This window comes from Micromonospora sp. DT229 (assembly GCF_049844505.1).
GTDB lineage: Bacteria > Actinomycetota > Actinomycetes > Mycobacteriales > Micromonosporaceae > Micromonospora.
In genome coordinates this window covers 82,344-102,512 of sequence record NZ_JBNCLD010000010.1, presented here as the reverse complement: position 1 = coordinate 102,512, position 20,169 = coordinate 82,344, and the positions used below count along the sequence as shown (strand labels likewise).

21 protein-coding genes are annotated in these 20,169 nt (G+C 72.1%); 12 read left to right on the top strand and 9 right to left on the bottom strand.

Annotated elements, in window-relative coordinates; translation table 11 throughout:
• The first annotated feature begins 3 nt into the window (after positions 1 to 3).
• The 3 genes from ACLQ2T_RS17830 (at position 4) to ACLQ2T_RS17820 (ending at position 2,584) form a co-directional block, all read left to right on the top strand.
• Positions 4 to 1,245 (top strand): sensor histidine kinase, encoded by a 1,242-nt coding sequence (locus tag ACLQ2T_RS17830; protein WP_425767476.1) that lies wholly within the window; start codon positions 4 to 6, stop codon positions 1,243 to 1,245.
• A complete protein-coding gene (locus tag ACLQ2T_RS17825; protein WP_425767475.1) occupies positions 1,242 to 1,931 on the top strand; it encodes a response regulator in 690 nt (229 codons plus the stop codon). The genes ACLQ2T_RS17830 and ACLQ2T_RS17825 overlap by 4 nt, the downstream gene beginning before the upstream one ends.
• Before the next feature lie 110 nt (positions 1,932 to 2,041).
• Positions 2,042 to 2,584 carry a hypothetical protein gene (locus ACLQ2T_RS17820; protein WP_425767474.1) on the top strand — a complete coding sequence of 181 codons (543 nt, stop codon included), beginning with the start codon at positions 2,042 to 2,044 and terminating at the stop codon, positions 2,582 to 2,584.
• A gap of 82 nt (positions 2,585 to 2,666) precedes the next feature.
• On the opposite strand, the gene ACLQ2T_RS17815 is transcribed toward ACLQ2T_RS17820, so the two are convergent.
• Positions 2,667 to 3,455: a D-Ala-D-Ala carboxypeptidase family metallohydrolase gene (locus tag ACLQ2T_RS17815; RefSeq protein ID WP_425767473.1), complete on the bottom strand. Its 789-nt coding sequence runs from the start codon at positions 3,453 to 3,455 to the stop codon at positions 2,667 to 2,669.
• Positions 3,456 to 3,754: 299 nt separating this feature from the next.
• Here ACLQ2T_RS17815 and ACLQ2T_RS17810 point away from each other — a divergent pair, with 299 nt between their 5' ends.
• Positions 3,755 to 4,384: a DUF6642 family protein gene (locus ACLQ2T_RS17810; protein WP_425767472.1), complete on the top strand. Its 630-nt coding sequence runs from the start codon at positions 3,755 to 3,757 to the stop codon at positions 4,382 to 4,384.
• A 74-nt stretch (positions 4,385 to 4,458) separates the two neighbouring features.
• Here the strand turns inward: ACLQ2T_RS17810 and ACLQ2T_RS17805 are convergent, their stop codons facing one another.
• From ACLQ2T_RS17805 to ACLQ2T_RS17795, 3 genes are all read right to left on the bottom strand, one after another.
• The gene (locus tag ACLQ2T_RS17805; RefSeq protein ID WP_425767471.1) at positions 4,459 to 5,904 is read right to left on the bottom strand and encodes a M28 family peptidase; all 1,446 of its coding nucleotides are present in this window, start codon (positions 5,902 to 5,904) and stop codon (positions 4,459 to 4,461) included.
• A 106-nt stretch (positions 5,905 to 6,010) separates the two neighbouring features.
• Positions 6,011 to 6,652 (bottom strand): NAD(P)-dependent oxidoreductase, encoded by a 642-nt coding sequence (locus ACLQ2T_RS17800; protein WP_425767470.1) that lies wholly within the window; start codon positions 6,650 to 6,652, stop codon positions 6,011 to 6,013.
• Positions 6,653 to 6,722: 70 nt separating this feature from the next.
• On the bottom strand, positions 6,723 to 7,955 hold the full coding sequence (locus ACLQ2T_RS17795; protein WP_425767469.1) for a serine hydrolase domain-containing protein: 1,233 nt from the start codon (positions 7,953 to 7,955) through the stop codon (positions 6,723 to 6,725).
• Positions 7,956 to 8,025: 70 nt separating this feature from the next.
• On the opposite strand from ACLQ2T_RS17795, the gene ACLQ2T_RS17790 reads away from it, so the two are divergent.
• The 4 genes from ACLQ2T_RS17790 (at position 8,026) to ACLQ2T_RS17775 (ending at position 10,767) form a co-directional block, all read left to right on the top strand.
• Positions 8,026 to 8,622, top strand: a complete 597-nt coding sequence (locus ACLQ2T_RS17790; RefSeq protein ID WP_425767468.1) for a pentapeptide repeat-containing protein — start codon at positions 8,026 to 8,028, stop codon at positions 8,620 to 8,622.
• Positions 8,623 to 8,742: 120 nt separating this feature from the next.
• A complete protein-coding gene (locus ACLQ2T_RS17785; RefSeq protein WP_425767467.1) occupies positions 8,743 to 9,702 on the top strand; it encodes a hypothetical protein in 960 nt (319 codons plus the stop codon).
• 66 nt (positions 9,703 to 9,768) lie between these two features.
• Entirely contained in the window at positions 9,769 to 10,206 is a 438-nt protein-coding gene (locus tag ACLQ2T_RS17780; RefSeq protein ID WP_425767466.1) for a nitroreductase family deazaflavin-dependent oxidoreductase, read from the top strand.
• Between the two features lie 279 nt (positions 10,207 to 10,485).
• The gene (locus ACLQ2T_RS17775; RefSeq protein WP_425767465.1) at positions 10,486 to 10,767 is read left to right on the top strand and encodes an adhesin; all 282 of its coding nucleotides are present in this window, start codon (positions 10,486 to 10,488) and stop codon (positions 10,765 to 10,767) included.
• 8 nt (positions 10,768 to 10,775) lie between these two features.
• Here ACLQ2T_RS17775 and ACLQ2T_RS17770 read toward each other — a convergent pair whose 3' ends face one another.
• Entirely contained in the window at positions 10,776 to 11,834 is a 1,059-nt protein-coding gene (locus ACLQ2T_RS17770) for a beta family protein (RefSeq protein ID WP_425767464.1), read from the bottom strand.
• Between the two features lie 116 nt (positions 11,835 to 11,950).
• On the opposite strand from ACLQ2T_RS17770, the gene ACLQ2T_RS17765 reads away from it, so the two are divergent.
• Positions 11,951 to 12,835 carry a sulfotransferase domain-containing protein gene (locus ACLQ2T_RS17765; RefSeq protein ID WP_425767463.1) on the top strand — a complete coding sequence of 295 codons (885 nt, stop codon included), beginning with the start codon at positions 11,951 to 11,953 and terminating at the stop codon, positions 12,833 to 12,835.
• Between the two features lie 243 nt (positions 12,836 to 13,078).
• Here the strand turns inward: ACLQ2T_RS17765 and ACLQ2T_RS17760 are convergent, their stop codons facing one another.
• The 3 genes from ACLQ2T_RS17760 to ACLQ2T_RS17750 all read right to left on the bottom strand — a co-directional run bounded on the left by ACLQ2T_RS17760 (position 13,079) and on the right by ACLQ2T_RS17750 (position 15,769).
• A complete protein-coding gene (locus tag ACLQ2T_RS17760; RefSeq protein ID WP_425767462.1) occupies positions 13,079 to 13,615 on the bottom strand; it encodes a PepSY domain-containing protein in 537 nt (178 codons plus the stop codon).
• A gap of 187 nt (positions 13,616 to 13,802) precedes the next feature.
• Positions 13,803 to 15,077 (bottom strand): sensor histidine kinase, encoded by a 1,275-nt coding sequence (locus ACLQ2T_RS17755; RefSeq protein ID WP_425767461.1) that lies wholly within the window; start codon positions 15,075 to 15,077, stop codon positions 13,803 to 13,805.
• The gene (locus tag ACLQ2T_RS17750) at positions 15,074 to 15,769 is read right to left on the bottom strand and encodes a response regulator transcription factor (RefSeq protein ID WP_327022496.1); all 696 of its coding nucleotides are present in this window, start codon (positions 15,767 to 15,769) and stop codon (positions 15,074 to 15,076) included. Before ACLQ2T_RS17750 ends, ACLQ2T_RS17755 begins: the two co-directional genes overlap by 4 nt.
• 103 nt (positions 15,770 to 15,872) lie before the next feature.
• Here ACLQ2T_RS17750 and ACLQ2T_RS17745 point away from each other — a divergent pair, with 103 nt between their 5' ends.
• The 3 genes from ACLQ2T_RS17745 (at position 15,873) to ACLQ2T_RS17735 (ending at position 18,867) form a co-directional block, all read left to right on the top strand.
• On the top strand, positions 15,873 to 16,364 hold the full coding sequence (locus ACLQ2T_RS17745) for a septum formation initiator (RefSeq protein ID WP_425767460.1): 492 nt from the start codon (positions 15,873 to 15,875) through the stop codon (positions 16,362 to 16,364).
• Positions 16,365 to 16,606: 242 nt separating this feature from the next.
• On the top strand, positions 16,607 to 16,999 hold the full coding sequence (locus ACLQ2T_RS17740) for a cupin domain-containing protein (protein WP_425767459.1): 393 nt from the start codon (positions 16,607 to 16,609) through the stop codon (positions 16,997 to 16,999).
• A gap of 74 nt (positions 17,000 to 17,073) precedes the next feature.
• A complete protein-coding gene (locus ACLQ2T_RS17735) occupies positions 17,074 to 18,867 on the top strand; it encodes a glycoside hydrolase family 15 protein (RefSeq protein ID WP_425767458.1) in 1,794 nt (597 codons plus the stop codon).
• 105 nt (positions 18,868 to 18,972) lie between these two features.
• Here ACLQ2T_RS17735 and ACLQ2T_RS17730 read toward each other — a convergent pair whose 3' ends face one another.
• Positions 18,973 to 20,166 carry a threonine synthase gene (locus ACLQ2T_RS17730; protein WP_425767568.1) on the bottom strand — a complete coding sequence of 398 codons (1,194 nt, stop codon included), beginning with the start codon at positions 20,164 to 20,166 and terminating at the stop codon, positions 18,973 to 18,975.
• Positions 20,167 to 20,169 lie beyond the last annotated feature (3 nt).

The window sequence follows — 20,169 nt, the reverse complement described above, 5'->3', positions numbered from 1 at the left end:
CCTGTGACCAGCGCCGTCATCCCCGAACATCCCGGGTTGCTACCGGGGGCGCTCGATCCCACCCGTCCGCGCTTTCGGCGTACCACCCGGGACTGGCTGGTCGACAGCCTCTGCTTCCTGGTGGCCATCGGCTGGGTGGTGGTGGCCACCCTGGACGCGGCCTCCCCGAGGCCGACCTACGCCGAGCGGCTGCCGTACCCCTGGGTGATCATCGCGGACGCGGTGATCGGGGTGGCCTTCGCGGTGGCCCTGTGGTTCCGTCGCCGCTGGCCGGTCGGGCTGGCCGTGGCCACGCTGCCGTTGTCGGCGTTCTCGATGACCGCGGTGGTCTCGCTGCTGGTCATCTACTTCACGGTCGTGGTGCACCGGCGTACCGCGGTGGCCCTGGCGGTCACCGCGGGTGGCCTGGTCGCGAACATGTTCTTCGGGCTGCTGCGTCCCGATCCCAACCTGACCTACTGGCCGACCACCATCTGGGGGGTGGTGATCACCCTGCTGGTGCTGGCCTGGGGGATGTTCGTCCGGGCCCGGCGGCAGCTGGTGCTGTCTCTGCGTGAGCGCGCCGAGCGGGCCGAGGCCGAGCAGCAACTGCGGGTGGCCCAGGCCCAGCAGGTGGAGCGCACCCGGATCGCCCGGGAGATGCACGACGTGCTGGCCCACCGGATCTCGTTGCTGAGCCTGCACGCCGGCGCCCTGGAGTTCCGTCCGGACGCCCCCGCCGAGGAGGTGGCCCGGGCCGCCGGGGTGATCCGCAGCAGTGCCCATGCCGCGTTGCAGGATCTGCGCGAGGTGATCGGGGTGCTGCGGACCGAGGGTTCGCTCGCCATCGAGCCGGAACGTCCCCAGCCCACCATCGCGGACCTGCCCACCCTGGTCGCCGAATCCCGGGCCGCCGGGGTCCGGGTCGATCTGCGGGACGAGGTGTCCGACGCGGCGGAACTGCCCGCCGCCACCGGTCGGACCGTGTACCGGATCGTGCAGGAGGGGTTGACCAACGTCCGTAAGCACGCCCGGGGGGCGGCCGTCACCGTGGGGCTGCGCGGCGCACCGGCCGAGGGGTTGAGCGTGGAGATCCGTAACCGATGGCCGGTGGGCGAGCCGATCGGGGAGTCCATTCCCGGCGCCGGCACCGGCCTGATCGGCATCGCCGAGCGGGTGCACCTGGCCGGCGGGCGGCTGGAACACGGCCGCGACGGCGGTGGTGACTTCCGCCTGGCCGCCTGGCTGCCCTGGCCGGCGACATGACCGCCGAACAGCAGCCCGGTTCGGGTACCCGACCGGTGCGGATCCTGATCGTGGACGACGACGCCCTGGTCCGGGCCGGGCTGTCGATGATCCTCGGGGGTACCCCCGACCTCACAGTCGTCGGGGAAGCGGCCGACGGCAGCGAGGTGCTGGCCGCGACCACGGCCTGCCGGCCGGACGTGGTGCTGATGGACATCCGGATGCCCCGGGTGGACGGGTTGGCCGCCACCGAGCTGTTGCGGGCCCTGCCCAAGCCGCCCGAGGTGCTCGTGCTGACCACCTTCGACGCGGACGAGCACGTGCTGCGGGCGCTGCGCGCCGGTGCCGGTGGCTTCCTGCTCAAGGACACCCCGCCGGCGGAGATCGTGCGGGCGGTACGCCGGGTGGCGGCGGGGGAGGCGACCCTGTCCCCGACGGTCACCCGCACCCTGATCGCGCACGTCACGGCCGGTACGGTCGCCGATCCGCGGCGGGATCGGGCGGCCCGGCTGCTGGCCGGGCTGACGGAACGGGAGCGTGCGGTGGCGGTGGCCCTGGGTCGGGGGCGCACCAACGCCGAGATCGCCGCGGAGCTGTTCATGAGTGTCGCCACCGTCAAGGCGTACGTCTCTCGGCTGCTGACCCGCCTGGGCCTCAACAACCGGGTGCAGGTGGCCCTGCTCGTGCACGACGCCGGACTGGTCTGACGCGAGAACTCGTCCGTGCGGGCGGTTGAACCATCCCGCTGCGGGGACCGTACCAATGATTGAGGTGCGCTGCTCAAGCGCACCGCCACCGGAGTTGCGGGAGGCCTGCCGTGCGAGTTGATGAGCAGTCGACGGATCCCATCGATCAGATTCTGGGTGAGTTGCCGGTGCCGACGCCGCTGACCCCCGAGGATGTCCGGCTGGCGGTCCGGGCGGTGGTGGTACACGCGGCCGAGGAGTGGCCCTCCGGGGCGCTGTGCCGCAACGACGGATCCCGGTTCCCCTGCCGCCTGCACCGATGGGGCCGGCAGGTGCTGTTGAACCACGGGCTCAACGAGCGGCAGCTCGACGCCCTCATCCGGCACGGCAACCCGTTCGTGCACGTACCGTTCCCGTTCCTGGTGAACGGGCCCAACCCGGGACGTACCCCGGCGGCGCGTCCGTCGGGCGGCGACCGGACCGTCTCCCACCCACCGCGGACCGACCGGGCCGCCGGGTATCCGCCACACCAGGGCCACGTCACCGGCTATCCGGTGCGTGGTCAGGTTCCCCGGGTGGCGGTTCCCCCAGTGCGGGCCGGTGCCCGCGCCGCCGGGACCGGCCGGCCGGTGGCACCCCCCGCCACCGCGCCGCGCTGGCCACGGGCGAGTTGAGCGGGCTCGCCCACCGGCGGTACGACGTCGGCCCGGGGCGCGGGTCGTTCCCCCCGCCTGGCCCCGGGCCGACGTCGATGCTTCAGCGGTTACCGGGTGCGATCCCGCAGTCCGGGGCGGCCCAGTAGGTGCTGTTCGTGGTGTTGTCCCGGTTGTTCTCCCGCCGTGAGTCGACATGGACGTGGGTGTCGTGTCCGGACACCCCGGGGCCGATGATGCCGCTGAACCCGTGGTTGCGGGCCGCGCGGGCGAGGTCGCACAGCGGTTGGTCCCGGGAGATGAGGTCGGCGGCGTTGCCGTAGAGGTGTTGGCTGTTCGAGGCGCCGCCCACCTGGTTGTTGCAGGTGCGGCTGCGGAAGCCGCTGGTGACGATGATCGGCTTGTCGCCGAGGCTCTTGCGCAGGGCCTCCAGCTTCCACATCGTGCGCAGGGCGTTCTGGCGGGTCTGTGCCGTGGTCAGCGGGCCCCCGGTCCAGCCGCCCCGGCCGCAGCCGTCGTCCATCTCGGCGTAGCTGAAGTGCCGGGGTGTGCAGTTGTCGTCCTGGATCTGGTACAGCTTGGCGAAGGTCTGCGGCCCGGCGATGCCGTCGGCGGTGAGGCCGTAGGCCGACTGGAACCGGCGGACCGCGGCGGCGGTCTTCGGACCGTACCGGCCGTCGAGTTCCACGATGTCGCGGTTGCCCGCCCAACCGGCCACCCGCAGTTGCAGCTCTCGTACGTCGCTGCCGGACCGCCCCTGGTAGAGGGTGCGGTCCCAGGTGTAACAGGCGTCGGCGTGCGCCGCCGGTGCGGCGACCACCGAGGCGATCGCGGCGCCCGGCAGTGCCAGGGCCAGGGCGACCAGAGCCCGTTTCACGTTGTGTACGCGCACAGAAGTCCTCCCGATAGAGCGACAGGGATGGTGTGCGGGAGTTTGGCCAGGGTGGTCCCGCACATTCACCCTCGCACCTGGGAGGCGGATTCGCGGCGGTTAACGCGAATTGTCCTCGGAAATCGGCTTACCTGACGAATCGCTGTGAATTGTCGCCGTTTCCGCAATCGGACAACCCGGCCTAGCGTCGCCCACCGGGAACTGTCGGTCCACAACCTCCCAGCCGGCCCCGGCCATTGTGCGGTTCCCTGGCAGTGGTGATCCCGGTAACGTCAGCGCGAGTTGCGACGGGAGGCGGCGTGGCGCGCGGTGGCATCTTCTGCGTCGAGGGTCAGTGGCACCGGGATCTCAACGAACGAGGGTCCGTGCTGCCCACCCTCGAACTGCTCGAACGGCTCGGGCGGATCCGCTTCATCCACAAGGACGCCGCCACCCGCGACGAACTGTTCTACTTCGTCGATCGCTGGCTGCTCAAGCAGTACGCCGACTACCGGCTGGGCTTCTTCGCCATGCACGGCGAGCCGAACCGGCTCTGTCTGACCGACTGGCACTCCGTCGAACTCACCGAGGTGGCTGAGCGGATGGCCGGGCGCTGCGAGGGGCGACGGCTCTACTTCGGCAGTTGCTCCGTGCTGCGCGCCCCCGAGTCGGTGCTGCGCGAGTTCCTGGCCGTCACCGGTGCGGCGTTGATCTGTGGCTTCACCCGCGAGGTGGACTGGGTGGAGTCGGCGGCGTTCGAGACCGTCCTGCTCGACGTGTTGGCCAACGGCCAGCGGCACAACGCCGCCGAGCTGCGGATGGGTTCGGCGCACTGGGCGCCGTTGGCGTCGTACCTGGGGTTCCGGGTCATCTACGCCAACGGGCGGGCCTGGCGGCCCTCGGTACGCCCTCGGGTGCCCAGCCAGTCCTCGGCCGGTCGGGTCGGCTGATCGGCGCAACTGCCCCCGAACGGGGGACGGGGTGCGGCCGACCGGCCGCACCCCGTCCGAGATGTTCCGAGAGATCAGGCCCGCGCGGTCGCGTACGCGGCGGTGCCGATCAGCTCCATCGACACCTGGAGACGCTCCAGGCTGATGTTCTTGGCGATGGTGTCCTCCGGGGTGTGGTACGGAGGCTCCAGCAGCGCCGGGGACTCCTCGCCACGCCAGGAGAAGTTGGCGCTGGCGATACCGACCTCCTGGAAGGACTGGTGGTCGCTGGAGCCGCGCTGGGTCACCGGGGAGATCTGCGGCTCGTAGCCGAGGCGGCGGGCCGAGGCGGTGACCTCGGAGGTGGCCCGGTTGTCCTGGCCGTCGAAGGAGAGCAGCCAGTACCTCGTCGCCGGGTCCCAGCTGGTGGCGACCATGTCGTTCTGGTAGACGGCGAGGATCCGGTCCCGCTCGGCCTGCGGCATCTGGCGGACGTAGTAGCGCGAGCCGATCAGGCCCTGCTCCTCCGAGCCCCACAGACCGAACCGGATGGTGGCGTTGGTCGGGATGGCCTTCAGCACCCGGCCCAGCTCCATGCAGAGCGCGGTGCCGGAACCGTCGTCGTTGGCGCCCGGGGCACCGATGACGGTGTCGTAGTGGGCGCTGATCATGACGATCGGGCCGTTCTTCCCCGACCGCCCGACGCGCTCGGCCAGCACGTTGTTGGAGGTCAGGTTGCGGTGCGCCGTGGTGGCGGCGGTGAGGGTGAGCGGACCGGCGGCCAGCAGCGCACGCAGCCGGTTCTTCTGGGACTGCGCGACGGCGAGCACCGGGATCGGCACCGGGTTGTTGGCCGACCCGGGCAGGGTGGGCGAGAAGGTCCCGGCCAGGCGCGGCGGCGCCGCGTCGGCGGCCATCAGGATCACACCGGCGGCACCGGCGGCGACGGCGGTGGCGACCACCTGCTCACGCCGGGCGGCGACGTAGTCCACCAGGACGATCTTGCCGCGCACGTCGGCCGGGTAGTCGCTGGCCGCGCCCGCGCGGACGTCGACCACGGAACCGGTGACGCTGGTGTTCAGGGCCGCGTGGGCGCTGGCCCCGGTCTGCCAGTTCAGGTCGGTCGGCAGGCCCGCCGGCGAGCTGAGCTGGCCGGTGAACTTGTCGGCCACCGTGAACGGCTGCAGGGTGGTGTCGTAGCCCAGCTTGTCGAAGTGGGCGGCGATGTAGTTGGCGGCCCGCCGCTCGGACTCGGTGCCGCCGATACGCGGCCCGATGCCCTCCGACAGCGCGACCAGGTGCTCCAGGGCCCGGCGCGAGGAGATCTGCGCGATGACCTTCCGGTCGTCCGAAGTGAGCTTCGGCGCCTGGTGTGAACCCGGCCGCTTGTCGTTGGCGGCCCACGCGGGCACGGGCAGTGCGACCGTGGCGGCGGCGCCACCGAGGGCGACGGTCAGCACCCGGCGACGATTGAGGAACCCGGACCCGATGGAGTTGGACGTTTCGTGTAGGGGTGTCACGGTGTCGTCGAATGAAGACAAGGCTGCGCCTCCTGAATTGCGGTAGAACCGGGCGCAGAGGGGGTGCCGCCCGGGTCATGGAGGCTTGAATCTAACTCGCGAGCTGCTGTTACTCAAGATCAGGGGGTCAGTAAGCGACAGTGAAACGGGAATCCCGGAATTGCGGATTCTCGATTTCATCAATGATCGCGACAGCCAGATCCTCATAGCTCAGTGCGCATCGGCCTTCAGCGTCGGTAACCGGGCTGTCGGTTCCGGTGCGATATCGCCCGGTACGTTCACCTGGATGGAACTCCAGCGGCGGCGGCGAGACATAAGTCCAGCTCACCCCGTCGGCATCGGAGCGGTAGAGCTCCAGCGCCTCCGCCTGACCGAGAGCTGCGTCACGATACTGCTCGGGAAAGTCGGGCTCGTCCAGCAGGCGACCCCCCGAGGGGGACAGCAGGGTGGCCCCGCCACCGATATGGATGACCCGGGGCGCGGCCGGCATCCCCCGCAACCCGTCGAGCAGGGCCCGGGCCGCGTCGGGCCAGAGGGTACGGTCGCCGCCGCCGATGGCCACCACCAGGGCATCCGCCATCGGTGCCAACTCCCGTACGCTGCGTTCGCTGGTGGCGTCGCCGGTGACCACGCGTACCCCGGCCGGCAGGTAGGTGGTGGCCTCCGGGCGGCGTACCGCGGCGACCACCCGGTGACCCCGGTCGAAGGCCTCGGTGACGATCCGCGAACCTGCGGTGCCGCCCGCACCGAACACGACGATCTCGCTCACGCCCCCAGGCTATGGAGCGAGCCGGGTCGCCGTCGGCGGAACGCCCGATCCCGGCGGCCCGGGTAGCTGCTCAGCCGACCAGCGCGGCGTAGACCAGTTGCCGCAGCTGGGGGCGGATCGGCCAGGTGCTCGACGGCATCAGCTGGGTGAAGAACATGGCCGTGACCTGCTCCACCGGGTCTACCCAGAAGGCCGTGCTGGCCACCCCGCCCCAGTAGTACTCCCCGACACTGCTCGGCACCCGGCTGGGGATGGGATCCTGCACCACCGCGAAGCCGAGACCGAAGCCGACCCCCTCCAGGTTCGTCTCGGCGAATCCCCCGGTGGACAGGGCGCCCAGGTCCCGGCCGCCGGGCAGGTGGTTGCTGGTCATGAAGCGCACCGTGCGGGGGGCGAGCAGACGCACCCCGTCCAGTTCGCCACCGCGCAGCAGCATCTGGGTGAAGCGGTGGTAGTCGGCGGCGGACGAGATCAGGCCACCGCCGCCGGAGAGCAGGGTGGGCTTCTCGTACGCCATCGCACCGAGGGCGTCGTGGCGCACCGCCCGGCCGGTCGCCGGGTCCGCCGCGTACAGCGCGGCCAGGCGGGCGGCGTCGGCCCCGTCGACGTACCAGCGGGTGTCCTCCATGCCCAGCGGGCGCAGGATGCGCTCGGTGAGGAAGGAGTCCAGGCTCTGCCCGGAGACCACCTCGATCAGCCGGCCCAGCACGTCCGTGGCGACTGAGTAACCCCAGGCGGTGCCGGGCTGGAACAGCAGCGGCAGCTCGCCGAAGGCCCGGCAGGCCCCGGCCAGGTCGACGTCCGAGGGCGGGTACAGGTCGTAGCCGGCGGCCCGGTAGAGGCCGTCGACCACCGAGGTCTGCATGAAGCCGTAGGTCAGACCGGCGGTGTGGGTGAGCAGGTGCCAGACCCGGATCGGTTCGACCGCCGGCACGGTGTACGGCTTGAGGGCCGACCCCTTGGAGTAGACCCGCATGTCGGCGAACTCCGGCAGCCACCGGCCGATCTCGTCGGTCAGCTCGAACCGACCCTCCTCCCAGAGGATCATCGCGGCCACCGAGGTGATCGGTTTGCTCATCGAGTAGATCCGCCACAGGGTGTCCGCCTGCACCGGGGCACCGGACTCGCGGTCGCGCAGCCCGTAGGTCGAGCAGTGCGCGACCTCGCCGCGGCGGGTGACCACCACCTGCCAGCCGGCCAACCGGCCGTCCTCGACGTACCTGCCGAAATGCTCGTCGATCCGGGCCAGCCGGGCCGGATCGAAGCCGACCTGGGCCGGGTCGGTGCTTCGTGCGATGCTCACCGGTCGAACCTACCGACCCGGTTGGTGCGTGCGGAAGATGGTTGTCGGTCGGGTTGGTTAACCTCCCGGTATGCCGGAACCGATCGAGGATGTCACCTTTCACGACGAGGACTGGTACGCCGAGGACCTGGCCGACCGGCACTACCTCGGCTGCGCCTTCCACCGGGTCGACCTGACCGAGGCGACCAGTCGGGGGGCCACCTTCTCCGGCTGCACCTTCGGTGACGTGCGGTTCAACATCTCCCGGCATGTCGACTCGGCCTTCACCCGCTGCACCTTCGTCCGGTGCAACCTGTTCGAGGCCGAGTTCACCGGCTGCAAGTTCGTCGGCAGCACCTTCGACCGGTGCGACCTGCGCCCCCTGACGGTCACCGGCGGCGACTGGTCGTTCGTCAATCTGGCCGGGGCCGACCTGCGCGGCACCCGGTTCACCGGGGTCCGGATGCGCGAGACCGATCTGGCCGGTGCCGACCTGACCGCAGCGACGATCACCGGCAGCGATCTGTCCGAGGTGAACTGGCGCAACGCCCGACTGTCCCGGGCCGACCTCCGGGGCAGCGACCTGACCGGCCTGGACCCCACGGCGGTGCAGCGCGCCGACACCCTGGTCGATGTCGGGCAGGCCATGGCCCTGGCCCAGGCCCTCGGCTTCGACGTCCGCGCCTGACCTTTCCGGCCGCCCCATCCATCGACTGGCGTCAAGGGTGTCCGTAATGTCAAGGTGAGTCGGCCCGTGTCCGGGTCGAGCAGACCGGTGCGAGTCCGGTCCGGCAGAAGTGGAGAGTCGGTGGCCGAGGAACCCGCCGCACCGACCGGCGCGAGATCCCCCTCGACCCGAGGGACGCGCCGCCGAGGCAGTGCCCGGCACCGCTCGTACCTGCGCCCCGAGCAGCCCTCCGGATCGCCGGCCACCAGCCGGGCCGCCAGGCGGTCGGCGCGGGCCGGTCGGCGACGCCGGTACGCGATGGAGGCCCTGGCCGCCTTCGCCGGTCTGCTGGCCCTGGTCGCCTTCGTCGGCTGGTGGTCCGAGCCCGCCCGGCAGGAGCCGCCGCAGCCCGGCGGTCTGCCGGCGGTGGTCGGTCGACCCAGCCTGCCCGGCCCGGTGCCCACGGCCCTGGCGGTACCCGGTCTCCGGCCCCGTGAACGGCCACCCAGCCCGAGCCCGAGCGCCGGCCCGCCGTCGCCGGCACCGGTGGCCGTGCCGACGACCCTGACGGTCAGCCAGGCGGACATCCCCGACACGGTGCACCTGACCGAGACGGGCCGGCGCGACTGGATGCACTGGGGGCTGGGCGGCGCCGGGGGCACGGTACGCAAGCGGGACGGCACCGGTGAGCTGCGGGACCTGGGCGGCCGGGGTGACCGCAGCGGCTGGGACGGCAATCAGGAGCTGTTCCGGTGGCGTGACGGCGCGCCGGTGAAGTCCGTCGAGGCCACCGCCGAGGGGGTCTACGTCTGCGGTACGGGCAACGGCTTCCAGTTGGCCGTCGCCGCCGATGGTCAGCCGCGTACCGCCACCGTCTATCTCGGCGTGTGGATGGCGCGGGGACGGCTGGACCTGCGGTCGTCCGACGGCGGCCCGAGTCGCACCGTACGCCTGGAGGAGCGGCACACCAGCAGGTCCGCGCAGGTCACCATCCGGTTCCAGGCACCTGAGGGGACCCGGCTGCTGCTCTCCTGGACGGTGGAGGAGACCTTCACCCCGCACTGTGGCAACGTCGGCCTCCAGGCGGTGGCGCTGCGGTGAACCTGGGTCCGGCCGCCGATCGGTCAGTAGCGTATGTCCGGTGATGACCATCATCCAGGAGGACCGATGAGCGCCAGTGAGCAGGTGTTGGACAGCCCGACGGGCTGGGTGGCCGAGCATATCGACCGGTATGTCGCCACCGACGGCAGGCAGGGACACGAGTGGCGTCCGGGTGTCTTCACGCTGCTGCTGACCACCCGCGGCAGGCGCAGTGGGGAACTGCGCCGTACCGCGTTGATCTACGGGCGGGACGGGGAGGCGTACGTGATCGTCGCTTCCCAGGGGGGAGATCCCCGGCATCCGGCGTGGTATCTCAACCTTGACGCCGACCCGACCGTCCAGGTGCAGGTCGGCCCGGAACGGTTTACCGCTCGGGCCCGGACCGCCACGGCCGAGGAGAAGGCCCGGCTCTGGCCGACCATGACCGACATCTGGCCGGCGTACGACGACTACCAGGCCAAGACGGAGCGGGACATCCCGGTGGTGCTGCTGGAACGGGCCTGACGCAACCCCCTCTGATACCCGCGATCACGGTGTCCACACCCGCAACCCCATTGGAATCAGCCGATTTGACGGATGGCTCGACGGGGGGCACCGTGGGCAGTGGAGGGGCCCTGAGCTGCCCCGATGCGACGGTGTCTGGCCGTCCTCCGGCGCCCGCGTCGGCCCTGGCCAGCACCGGCCGCCGCCACATCTCCGGCGGCGGATGGCGGGTTGTCCGCCCGTGAGCGACACATCCCGCGTCCGTGCCGGAGCCGAGTGAAAGCCACGAGGAGTTCCACCATGCTCACGATGACCGACAACGCTGTTCTGGTGATCCGTGACCTCGCCGCCCAGCAGGACGTGACCGAGGGCGGTGGGGTGCGCATCGCGGCCGACACCCAGGCCGGATCGCTCACCGTCGAGCTGGTCGCCGCGCCCGTCGAGGGCGACCAGGTGGTCGACACCCAGGGTGCCCGGATCTTCCTCGACTCCGACGCCGCCGACCTGCTCGGGGACGCCTCGGTCGACGCCTCCGTCGACGACGAGGGAATCGTGCAGTTCGGGTTCACCGAGAAGCAGTAGTCCCCAGATCATCCGACGCGGCGGGTCTGGCCGCCGCGCGGTGCCCGACTGCGCGGCGGCGGCGGGCCGGGTCGCCGGTCCCCGCCCCGGGTCGGTCGGCGCAGCGCCGCCAACACCTGGGCCAGGTGATGGGACGTGCTCCAGGCCAGCCAGTTCGCCGTCGAGCCGGCCCCGGCCACCCCTCGGGCCCGCCGGAGGATCTCGTGGTCGCCCCAGGAGAAGTCCGCCCCGGCCGGCGGCCAGTGCGGAGCCGACACCAGGGCCCGGCACAGGTCGGCCACCCGCTCGTCACCCCGCCCGCCCCGCCGGGACCAGCGGTAGATCCACCAGGCGTCCTCGTCGGTGTAGCGCAGGGTCGGCAGCCGGTCGCCGGGCAGCCGGTCGCCGGGCACCGCCGACATCACACCGTAGTCGCCGAAGCCGACGTCGAGGTCGGCCAACGCTTGCCAGAGCAGCCAGTCCCAGCGGCACACCCGCACCGGCTCGTCGGTGGGTAGCCGGGACAGGGCCGGTGGCATACCCCCGGCCGCCACGCTGACCGAGCACCAGGGATGCCGGCGGGCCCACTCCAGCGCCCGGCGGGCCCGGGGCTCGACGGCCCGTAGGTCCGCCCGGCAGACCACCTCCCCGCAGTCGACCAGCAGATCGCACTGCTCGGGAGCCAGCCGGGCGTACCGCCAGATCCGTTCCACGGTCGCGGTGGTGGCGTGCGGCCCCGCCCGGTCCTGGCCGATGCGCAGTCGTACCACCGCCCGCCCGGCGTACGCCCGGGCGGTGATCCCGTGCGCCGCCAGCCGCCGTTCACCGTCGCTCAGACAGATCACCGGCATCAGCGGTACGCCCCAGCGGGCCAGTTCGGTCTCCACCCCGTCGGGCAGGGCGCTCACGTCGATGGCCGGCACCAACCCGGCAGGGAGTCGGTGCAGCGGACCGGGCATCGATAGATCTGCTGTGGACAGTTGCAGGATCGGGACGACAACAGGGGTGTGGACGCCGTCGAGGTGACCGAGCGCTTCGAGTTCCCCGCGGGTGGCGGTGAGCAGGGGGCGATAGACTGGTTGCGTCACCCGTCCTGCGCGGGCGGGCATCATAATTCAATGTAGCCAGCTGATTACCCAGCTCACAGGGCAAACGGTAAGGAAATCCCGGGACCGTCGGCGGCTGCCGGGATTATCGTCACCGGGTGCCCGATTCGCCGACCCGCTACCGATCCGTCGATGAGGACAGCATCCGTTGGCGTGGATTCCCGCTGCGTCCCGGTGACATCGTGATCAGTACCCGCTCCAAGAGCGGCACGACCTGGATGCAGATGATCTGCGCGTTGCTGGTCCTGCGTACCCCGGACCTGCCGGCACCTCTGACTGTGCTCTCACCCTGGCTGGACTGGCTGGCAGAACCAGCAGACCAGGTGTACGCGCGGCTGGCCGCCCAGCGGCACCGCCGATTCATCAAGACCCACACCCCACTGGACGGTGTGCCGATCGATCCGCAGGTGCACTACGTCGTGGTGGCCCGTCATCCGCTGGACATGGCGGTCTCCCTGTTCCACCAGGGCGGAAACCTCGATCGGGCCCGGCTGGCCGAACTCACCGGCCAGCCCCGACCACCGGAACCGGACCAGCCTCGCCCCTCCATCGAGGAGGCGCTCGTACGCTGGATCGACGCGGACCCCGACCCGCGCGAGGAACTGGACTCGCTGCCCGGCGTGCTGTGGCATCTGCGCGACGCCTGGGCGCGACGCGACCAGCCCAACGTCCACCTGGTCCATTACGACGACCTGCGCGCCGACCTGGCCGGACAGATGCGTCGCCTCGCCGAACTGCTGGATCTCGACCCGCCGGGCCCGGAACTGGTGGTGGCCGCCACCTTCGACCGGATGCGCGCCCGAGCCGACCGGCTCGCCCCGGATCCGGCCGGAGTGTTGAAGGACCGGCAGGCATTTTTCCGTACCGGCCGCTCCGGCCAGGGCAGCGCCCTGCTCGGCGCGACCGACCGGGCCCGCTACCAGGCGCGGGCCGCCGCGCTGGCCCCGCCCGACCTGCTCACCTGGCTGCATCACGGTCGCTGACCGCGCCCCCCGGAGGCCGCACTCCGGTCGGGTCCTCCCCCCGAACCCCCGGCCCGATCCGGGCGGGGGCAGGGTCGTGCTCAGCCGGAAGACCGTGCGCAACCAGGCAGGGTCGGGCTGCGATGCCCCGCTGCTGCACCGCTGGGTGGCCCACTCGAAGGCGGGCTTCTGGCTGATGCCGCCGAAAAAGGGCCGCCCCGGCACGGCGGATGCCATGCCGGGGCGGCCCCGTCAACGCTGCGATCAGTCGTCGTCCTGGTCGTCGTCATCATCGTCGTCATCGTCATCGTCATCGTCGACCGGCTCCTGCTCGGCCTTGAGCACCTCACCGGTCTCCCGGTCGATCTCGATCTCGTGCTCGATGTCGCCGTTGACGAGCTCGACCTCCCAGACCGGTCGGTTGTTCTCCTGGTCCCGGTCGACCTCGGTGATCTGACCGCCGCCCACCTTGGCCAGGGCGATCTCACCGGCCCGCTCGGCGCTCACCGCGTCCTGCCCGCTGCCCGGGGTCGCCCCCTCGGTCGGCACCACCGGGCTGGTCTGGGGCGCGGCCGGGTCACTCGGGGCGGCCGGGACGGTGGCGGCCGGGTCGCTCGGCGCGGCCGGGGTGGCGTCGTCGTCCGGTACCCCTGCGGTCGTCGGGGCGCTGGTCGCGGCGGTCAGCTTCGTGGGCCCGGCCTGGTTGCCGTCGGCGGCGGTGATACCCAGGAACACTCCGGTCGCGGCGAGCACCGCCGCCGTACCGCCGACCGCCGCCAACAACAGGGGGTTGCGCTTCATCGTCTTCACCCTTCCTCGGTTCATGCCTTAGAGGATCGGTGCCGGCGTGATAGCCGCGCGCTGTGCGAACACTAAGGCCGGGTTAAGGACCCCGGTCTGCGCACCGTTTCGCCGAAATGGCGGTGTCCGAGGCGGTGGGACCCCGCCGTTACGGCGAAACGGAGTCGATCAAAGCGGCTGGCGGGCGTCAGGTCTTCGGGGGGCCCAGGTAGAGGGTGACCTCGGCGCCGCCGCCGGGGCGTTCACCCAGTTCGAGGTGGCCGCCGCTGGCCTGGGCGGCCCGGCGGGCGATGTCCAGTCCCAGGCCGGTGGAGCCGGCCTGGCTGGCGCCCCGGCGTACCGAGTCGGTCGCGATGCCCGGTCCCTCGTCGGCCACGGTCAGCGCGACCTGGTGGTCGGCGGGGGCCAGCCGTACCGCGAAGGCGGTGCCGTCCGGGGTGTGCGCGAAGACGTTGCCCAGCAGCGCGTCGACCGCCGCGGCCAGCTCGTCGGCGGGCACCCCGACCGGTAGGGGACCGGGGGCCAGGTCCAGCCCGATCGCCCGGCCGGTGTCCTCGGCGAGCACCGACCAGAAGGCCACCCGGTCGGTCACTGTCGCCACGGCGTCGGTGGCCACCGCCCCGTCGGCCGGGGTACGCCAGCGGGCCTGCCGGATCAGCCCGGTCACGGCCCGTTCCAGCCCGTCCACCGCCTCGGTGACCCGGGCGGCGTCCTGGGGGTCCCGCAGCGACTCCGCCTCCAGCCGCAGGGCGGTCAGCGGGGTCCGCAGCCGGTGGGACAGGTCCGCCACCTGCTCCCGCTCCTGCACCAGCAGTTCCTGGATCCGGCCGGCCAGATGGTTGAGCGCGCCGCCCACCTCGCGCAGTTCCGCCGGCCCGGCCGGTTGCACCCGGGCGTCCAGTTCGGCGTTGGCCAGCCGGTGGGACACCGCGGAGAGTTCGCCGATCGGCCGCACCAGGGTCCGGGCCAACCGGTCGGCCACCGCCAGGCCGATCAGCACCAGCACCACCCCGAGCAGGGCCAGCACCAGCCAGGCCCGACCCACTCCGGCGGTCATCTCGGCGGAGGGCACCACCGTGCGGATGACCGCCGTGCCGTCCGCTCGGCCCAGCACCGCGATCACCACCTCCCGGCCGTCGGCGGTCTCGGCGGTGAGGCTCTGCCCCCGGGCGGCCAACTGCACCGCCGGGGTGGGTTCGGCGGGCGAGCCGAGCACCGTGCCGTCGGGCAGGAACACGCTGACCGGTCGACCGGACTCGGCGACGAGCTGGTCGACGGTCAGCCGGATGGTGTCCGGGTCGGCGGTGCCGACCACGGTGGCGAGGCTCTGCGCGTCCCCGGTGGCGCGTACGGTGGCCCGTTCCTCCGCGGCGGTACGCAGCAGCAGGGCCAACGGCACCAGGAAGGCGATCACGATCAGTACGCTGACCGCCGCCACCAGCAGCGCCAGGCGGGCCCTCACCCGAGCACCTCCGGGGCGACCAGGCGCACCCCGACCCCCCGTACGGTGTGCAGGTAGCGCGGCTGCTGGGCGTTCTCACCGAGCTTGCGGCGCAGCCAGGACAGGTGCACGTCGACGGTCTTGTCCGCCCCGCCGTAGGGGATCTGCCACACCTCGGTCAGCAGTTCCCGCTTGGTCACCACCTCACCGGCCCGGCTGGCCAGGTGCCGCAGCAGGTCGAACTCGCGGGGGGTCAACTCGACCGGCGTCCCGTCCAGGCTGACCTGCCGGGCGCGGGGGTCGATCCGCAGGCCCCCGACGACCAGGGTGGGGTCCTCCTCGGCCGGTCCGCCGGGCCCCCGGCGCAGCACCGCCCGCACCCGGGCGTCGAGTTGGGCCGCGGTGAAGGGTTTGACCACGTAGTCGTCGGCCCCGGCGTCCAGCACCCGGACGATCTCCCGCTCGTCGTCGCGGGCGGTCGCCACGATGACCGGCACCGCGCTGACCGCTCGCAACATCCGCAGCAGCTCCCGGCCGTCCAGATCCGGCAGGCCGAGGTCGAGGACGACCAGGTCCGGCCGGTCGTCCAGGGCGTCGCGCAGGCCGGTCATCGCGGTGGAGGCGGCGGCCACCGCGTGGCCCCGCTCACGCAGCGCCCGCACCAGCGGGGTACGGATGGTCAGGTCGTCCTCGATCAACAGCAGGCGGGCCACAGCAGGCAGGGTATCTCCGCCGAGGCCGCGAAACCGGTGACGTTAACCCGTTCTTAGGGTTGGCTGAACCTCGGCCCAACCGGCGATCGGGGATAGTCGGGTCATGGGCCGTCGTACTCTCCTCGCCGTCGCCGGGTGGTTGGCCACCGCGGCCGTCGCCATGCTGATCGGGGTCGCCGCGATCCAACTGGTGGGGGAGAGCCTCACCGGCACCCCCGGCGGGGTCCGCAGCCAGGAGGAGGTGGCCCGGGCTCTGGCCGAGCCGCCGCCGGTGGCCCCCGGCGTCCCCACCTCCGCTGCACCGACCCCGGACCCGACGGCGTCGACCGGTACGCCCGGCTCCCCGGCCGACCCGAGCGCCGAGGCCGGTAGTCGGCGCAGCTTCACCGGGCCCGGCGGCAGCGCGGTGGCCGAATGCGTACCGGGCGGGGTGTACCTGGTGTCCTGGACCCCCCGGCAGGGCTATCGGGTCGACGACTACGACCGAGGGCCCGACGACGACGCCGAGGTGAGCTTCGTCGGCCCGAGCGGCGAACACGAGCTGTCGGTTCGCTGCGTGAACGGGGTCCCGGTCCTGGAAGCCGACAACGACTGACACCCGGTGGGAGGAATGAGCGCGCGGCGCCGTTCGATCCGAGGATCGCAACGTCGCCGCGCTCGGCCGTCTCCCACCACCGCAGCCGTACGGCGGTACGTCAGCGGGGACCTGGCTCGCCGGAGCTTGCCGGCCGAGATAGCGATCCCCGTTCGAGGGCGTGACAAACCCGGGATCCGTGCCCAATCGCACCATCTGCCAGTCCCGGCGTGGCGAGCCCCGCCAGGGGGTATGTGCCGGGCATGGAGCACTTCACTATCGCGACCGTCGCCGAGAAGAGTCCGGATTTCCGCCGCGTGCTGTGGACCGGAGAACACACCCAACTGGTGATCATGACGATCCCGGCGGGGGGTGAGATCGGCGAGGAGGTCCATGAGGACACCGATCAGATCCTCACCTTCGTCAGCGGTACCGGCGAGGCCCGGGTGGCCGGTGAGAAGCGGGAGGTCGCGCAGGGCGACCTGGTGGTCGTACCGGCCGGCACCAAGCACAACTTCGTCAACACCGGCCCCAACCCGCTGGTGCTCTACACGGTCTACGGCCCGCCGGAGCACGCCGATCAGGCGGTACACCGGACCAAGGAGGAGGCCGACGAGGCCGAGGCCGCCGGGGCCGACGAACCACCGACCTCCTGATCCGCCTGCGGCCGGGGCCACTGACCGGCCCGGCTGAGATGTGAGGTCCCCGGAAGACCGGGTACGCGCGTCGGATGCAGCGGCCCATCTCCGACTACGGCTTCCTGTCCGACCTGCGTACGAGCGCTCTGGTGGGCACGGACGGCGCGGTCGACTGGTGGTGCCCGCAGCGGTTCGACTCCCCGTCCGTCTTCGCCCGTCTGCTCGACCCCGACGGCGGCCACTGGCGCATCGCACCGGCCGCCGTCGGGTCCGCCGGGCACCGGGTGCAGCGGTCGTACCTGCCGGACACCCTGGTGCTGCGTACGGTGCACCACACCCCGGAGGGCAGTGTCGCCGTCACGGACGCACTGGCCGGGGAACCGGGGGCCAGGGCCCACGAACTCGGCATGAACTCGCCGGCCGTGCTGGTGCGGGTGGTGCAGGGGCTGTCCGGCCGGGTACCGATGACTGTCGACTTCCGACCCCGACCGGAGTACGGCCTGACCATGCCGTACCTGCGGGAACGGGCCGACGGGTCCGTACAGGTGGCGGCCGGCCCGGTCGATCTTGTGCTGCGCTGCACCGAGCTGCGCCTGCGCGCCGAGGACGACCGGGTACGACAGGACTTCGAGATCGCCGAGGGTCAGGTGGTCGGCTTCGACCTGGCCTATGCCGCCGCCTACGGTGGTTCCCCGGCCGAACTGGACCCGGTCGCGGCCGTTGCCGACACCGTGCAGGCCTGGCAGGCCTTCCGGGAGAGCCACCGGTACACGGGCCGCTATCCGGAGCTGGTCCGGCGCAGCGCGACCGTGCTCACCGGCCTGACGTACGCCCGCAGCGGCGCGGTCACCGCGGCGGCTACCACCTCCCTGCCGGAGGTGATCGGCGGTGACCGCAACTACGACTACCGCTACGCCTGGTTGCGGGACTTCGCGATGACCCTGCGGGCCCTGTGGGTGGCGGCCTGCCCGACGGAGTCCTCCCGACTGTTCGCCTGGGCCACCCGCTCGATCGGCCGCATCGGCGCCGAGCCGATCCCGGTGCTGTTCGGGCTGGAGGGCGAGCGCGACATCGCCGAGCACGTGTGTCCTCACCTCGCCGGGTACGCCGGCAGCACCCCGGTGCGGATCGGCAACGATGCCTGGCGGCAGCACCAGGCGGACGTGCCCGGTGAGATCGTCTCTGCGGTCTGGCTGTTGCGCAGCTACCTCGGTGAGGAGTTCGACGCCGAGCTACGCGAGTTGGTCCTCGGGCTGACCGAGCAGGTCGCGGCCACCTGGCGGCTGCCGGACCGGGGCATCTGGGAGCCACGTGACCGGGAACGGCACTACCTGTCGTCCAAGGTGATGTGCTGGGTGGCCTTGGACAAGGCGGTGCGGCTGGCCCCCCGACTCGGGGAACGCGCCGACGTGCGGCGGTGGGCGGCCGTGCGGGACGAGATCCGGTCCACGGTGCTGCGCGAGGGCTTCCACGAAGGCCGGGGGATCTACACCGGCGCCTTCGGCTCACCGGAGTTGGACGCCGCCGTGCTGTACCTGCCGGTGATGGGTTTCCTGCCGGCCGACGACCCGAGGATGCGGGCCACCATCGCGGCCGTGGAACGGGAGCTGGGCACCGCCGGTGGGCTGGTCCGCCGCTGGCGGGACGAGCCCAGCGGCTTCCTGCTCTGCTCGTACTGGTTGGTGGAGTGCCTGGCGATGGCCGGTGAACCCGAACGGGCCGCGCGGCTGTTCGAGCAGGCCACCGGGCACGCCAACGACCTGGGACTGCTCAGCGAGCAGATCGACCTGGACAGCGGGGCACACCTGGGCAACACCCCCCAGGCGCTGTCGCACATCGGTCTGATCAACGCCGCCTGGCGGTTGACCGAGCTGGCCGGGGGTTGACCGAGTCGCCCGCCGGTCGACCCAGGTTGACCGACGCTCGGCCAGGCGAGGCCAGGCGAGGCCAGGCGAGGCCAGGCGAGGCCAGGCGAGGCCAGGCGAGGCCGGTCAGGCGGGCAGCACCGGCACCCCGGAGACGTCCACCGTGTCTGGGTACTTCACCCCGGCCCCGGTGTTGAGCACCACCACCCGTTCCCCGGCGCGGATCCACCCACCGGCCCGCAACTTGCGGGCAGCGGTCAGGCAGGCGGCCCCCTCCGGGCAGAGCAGCAGGCCCTCCCGGGCGGCGAAGTCCCGCAGGTCGGCCAGGATCTCGGCATCGTCCACCGCGATCGCGGTGCCGGCGGTCGTCCGCAGGGCGGACAGGATCAGCTCGTCGCCCAGCGGCGCGGGCACGGTGATGCCGAAGGCCACCGTGTGCGCGTTCGACCAGGGCCGCGCCCGGTCCTCCCCGGCGGCGAAGGCCCGCACGATCGGCGCGCAGCCGGTGGACTGCACCGCCACCAGGCGGGGCAGCCGGTCCTCGATCCAGCCCAGCTCACGCAGCTCGCCGAGGGCCTTGTGGATGCCGATCAGCCCCACCCCGCCCCCGGTCGGGTAGACGATCACGTCGGGCACCTGCCAACCGAGCTGCTCGACGATCTCGTACCCCATGGTCTTCTTGCCTTCCAGGCGGTACGGCTCGCGCAGCGTACCGGCGTCGAAGACGGCACCGCCGGAGGCCGCGACCAGGGCGGCGATCTGGCGCCCGGCGTCGCCGATCAGCCCGTCGACCAGGCGTAGGTCCGCGCCGGCGGCTACGCACTCTCGGCGACAGATGGCCGGGGCGTCCACCGGCATCGCGATGGTGGCCCCCAGCCCGGCTCGGGCCGCGTAGGTGGCCCAGGCGGCACCGGCGTTGCCGTTGGTCGGCATGGCGATCCGGCGGATGCCCAGCTCGCGGGCGCGGCTGATCCCCACGGCGGCCCCGCGAGCCTTGAAGGACCCGGTAGGGATCAACCCCTCGTCCTTGACCAGCAGTTCGTCGACCCCGATCCGGGCACCGTAGGTCGGTGCGTGCAGCATCGGGGTCCACCCCTCGCCCAGGGTGGTGACGTGCCGGGGGTCGGCCACCGGCAGCAGCTCCCGGTAGCGCCACAGGTCGGCCGGGCGCAACCCGAACCGCTCCGGCTGGAGCATCCCGGCCACCCGGGCCAGGTCGTAGCGGGCCAGCAGGGGTGAGCCGCAGTCGCACAGGTTCTGCGGTACCCCGGCGTCGTGTTCCCGGCCGCAGCGCGGGCATTCCAGATGGGTCAGGTACACGAT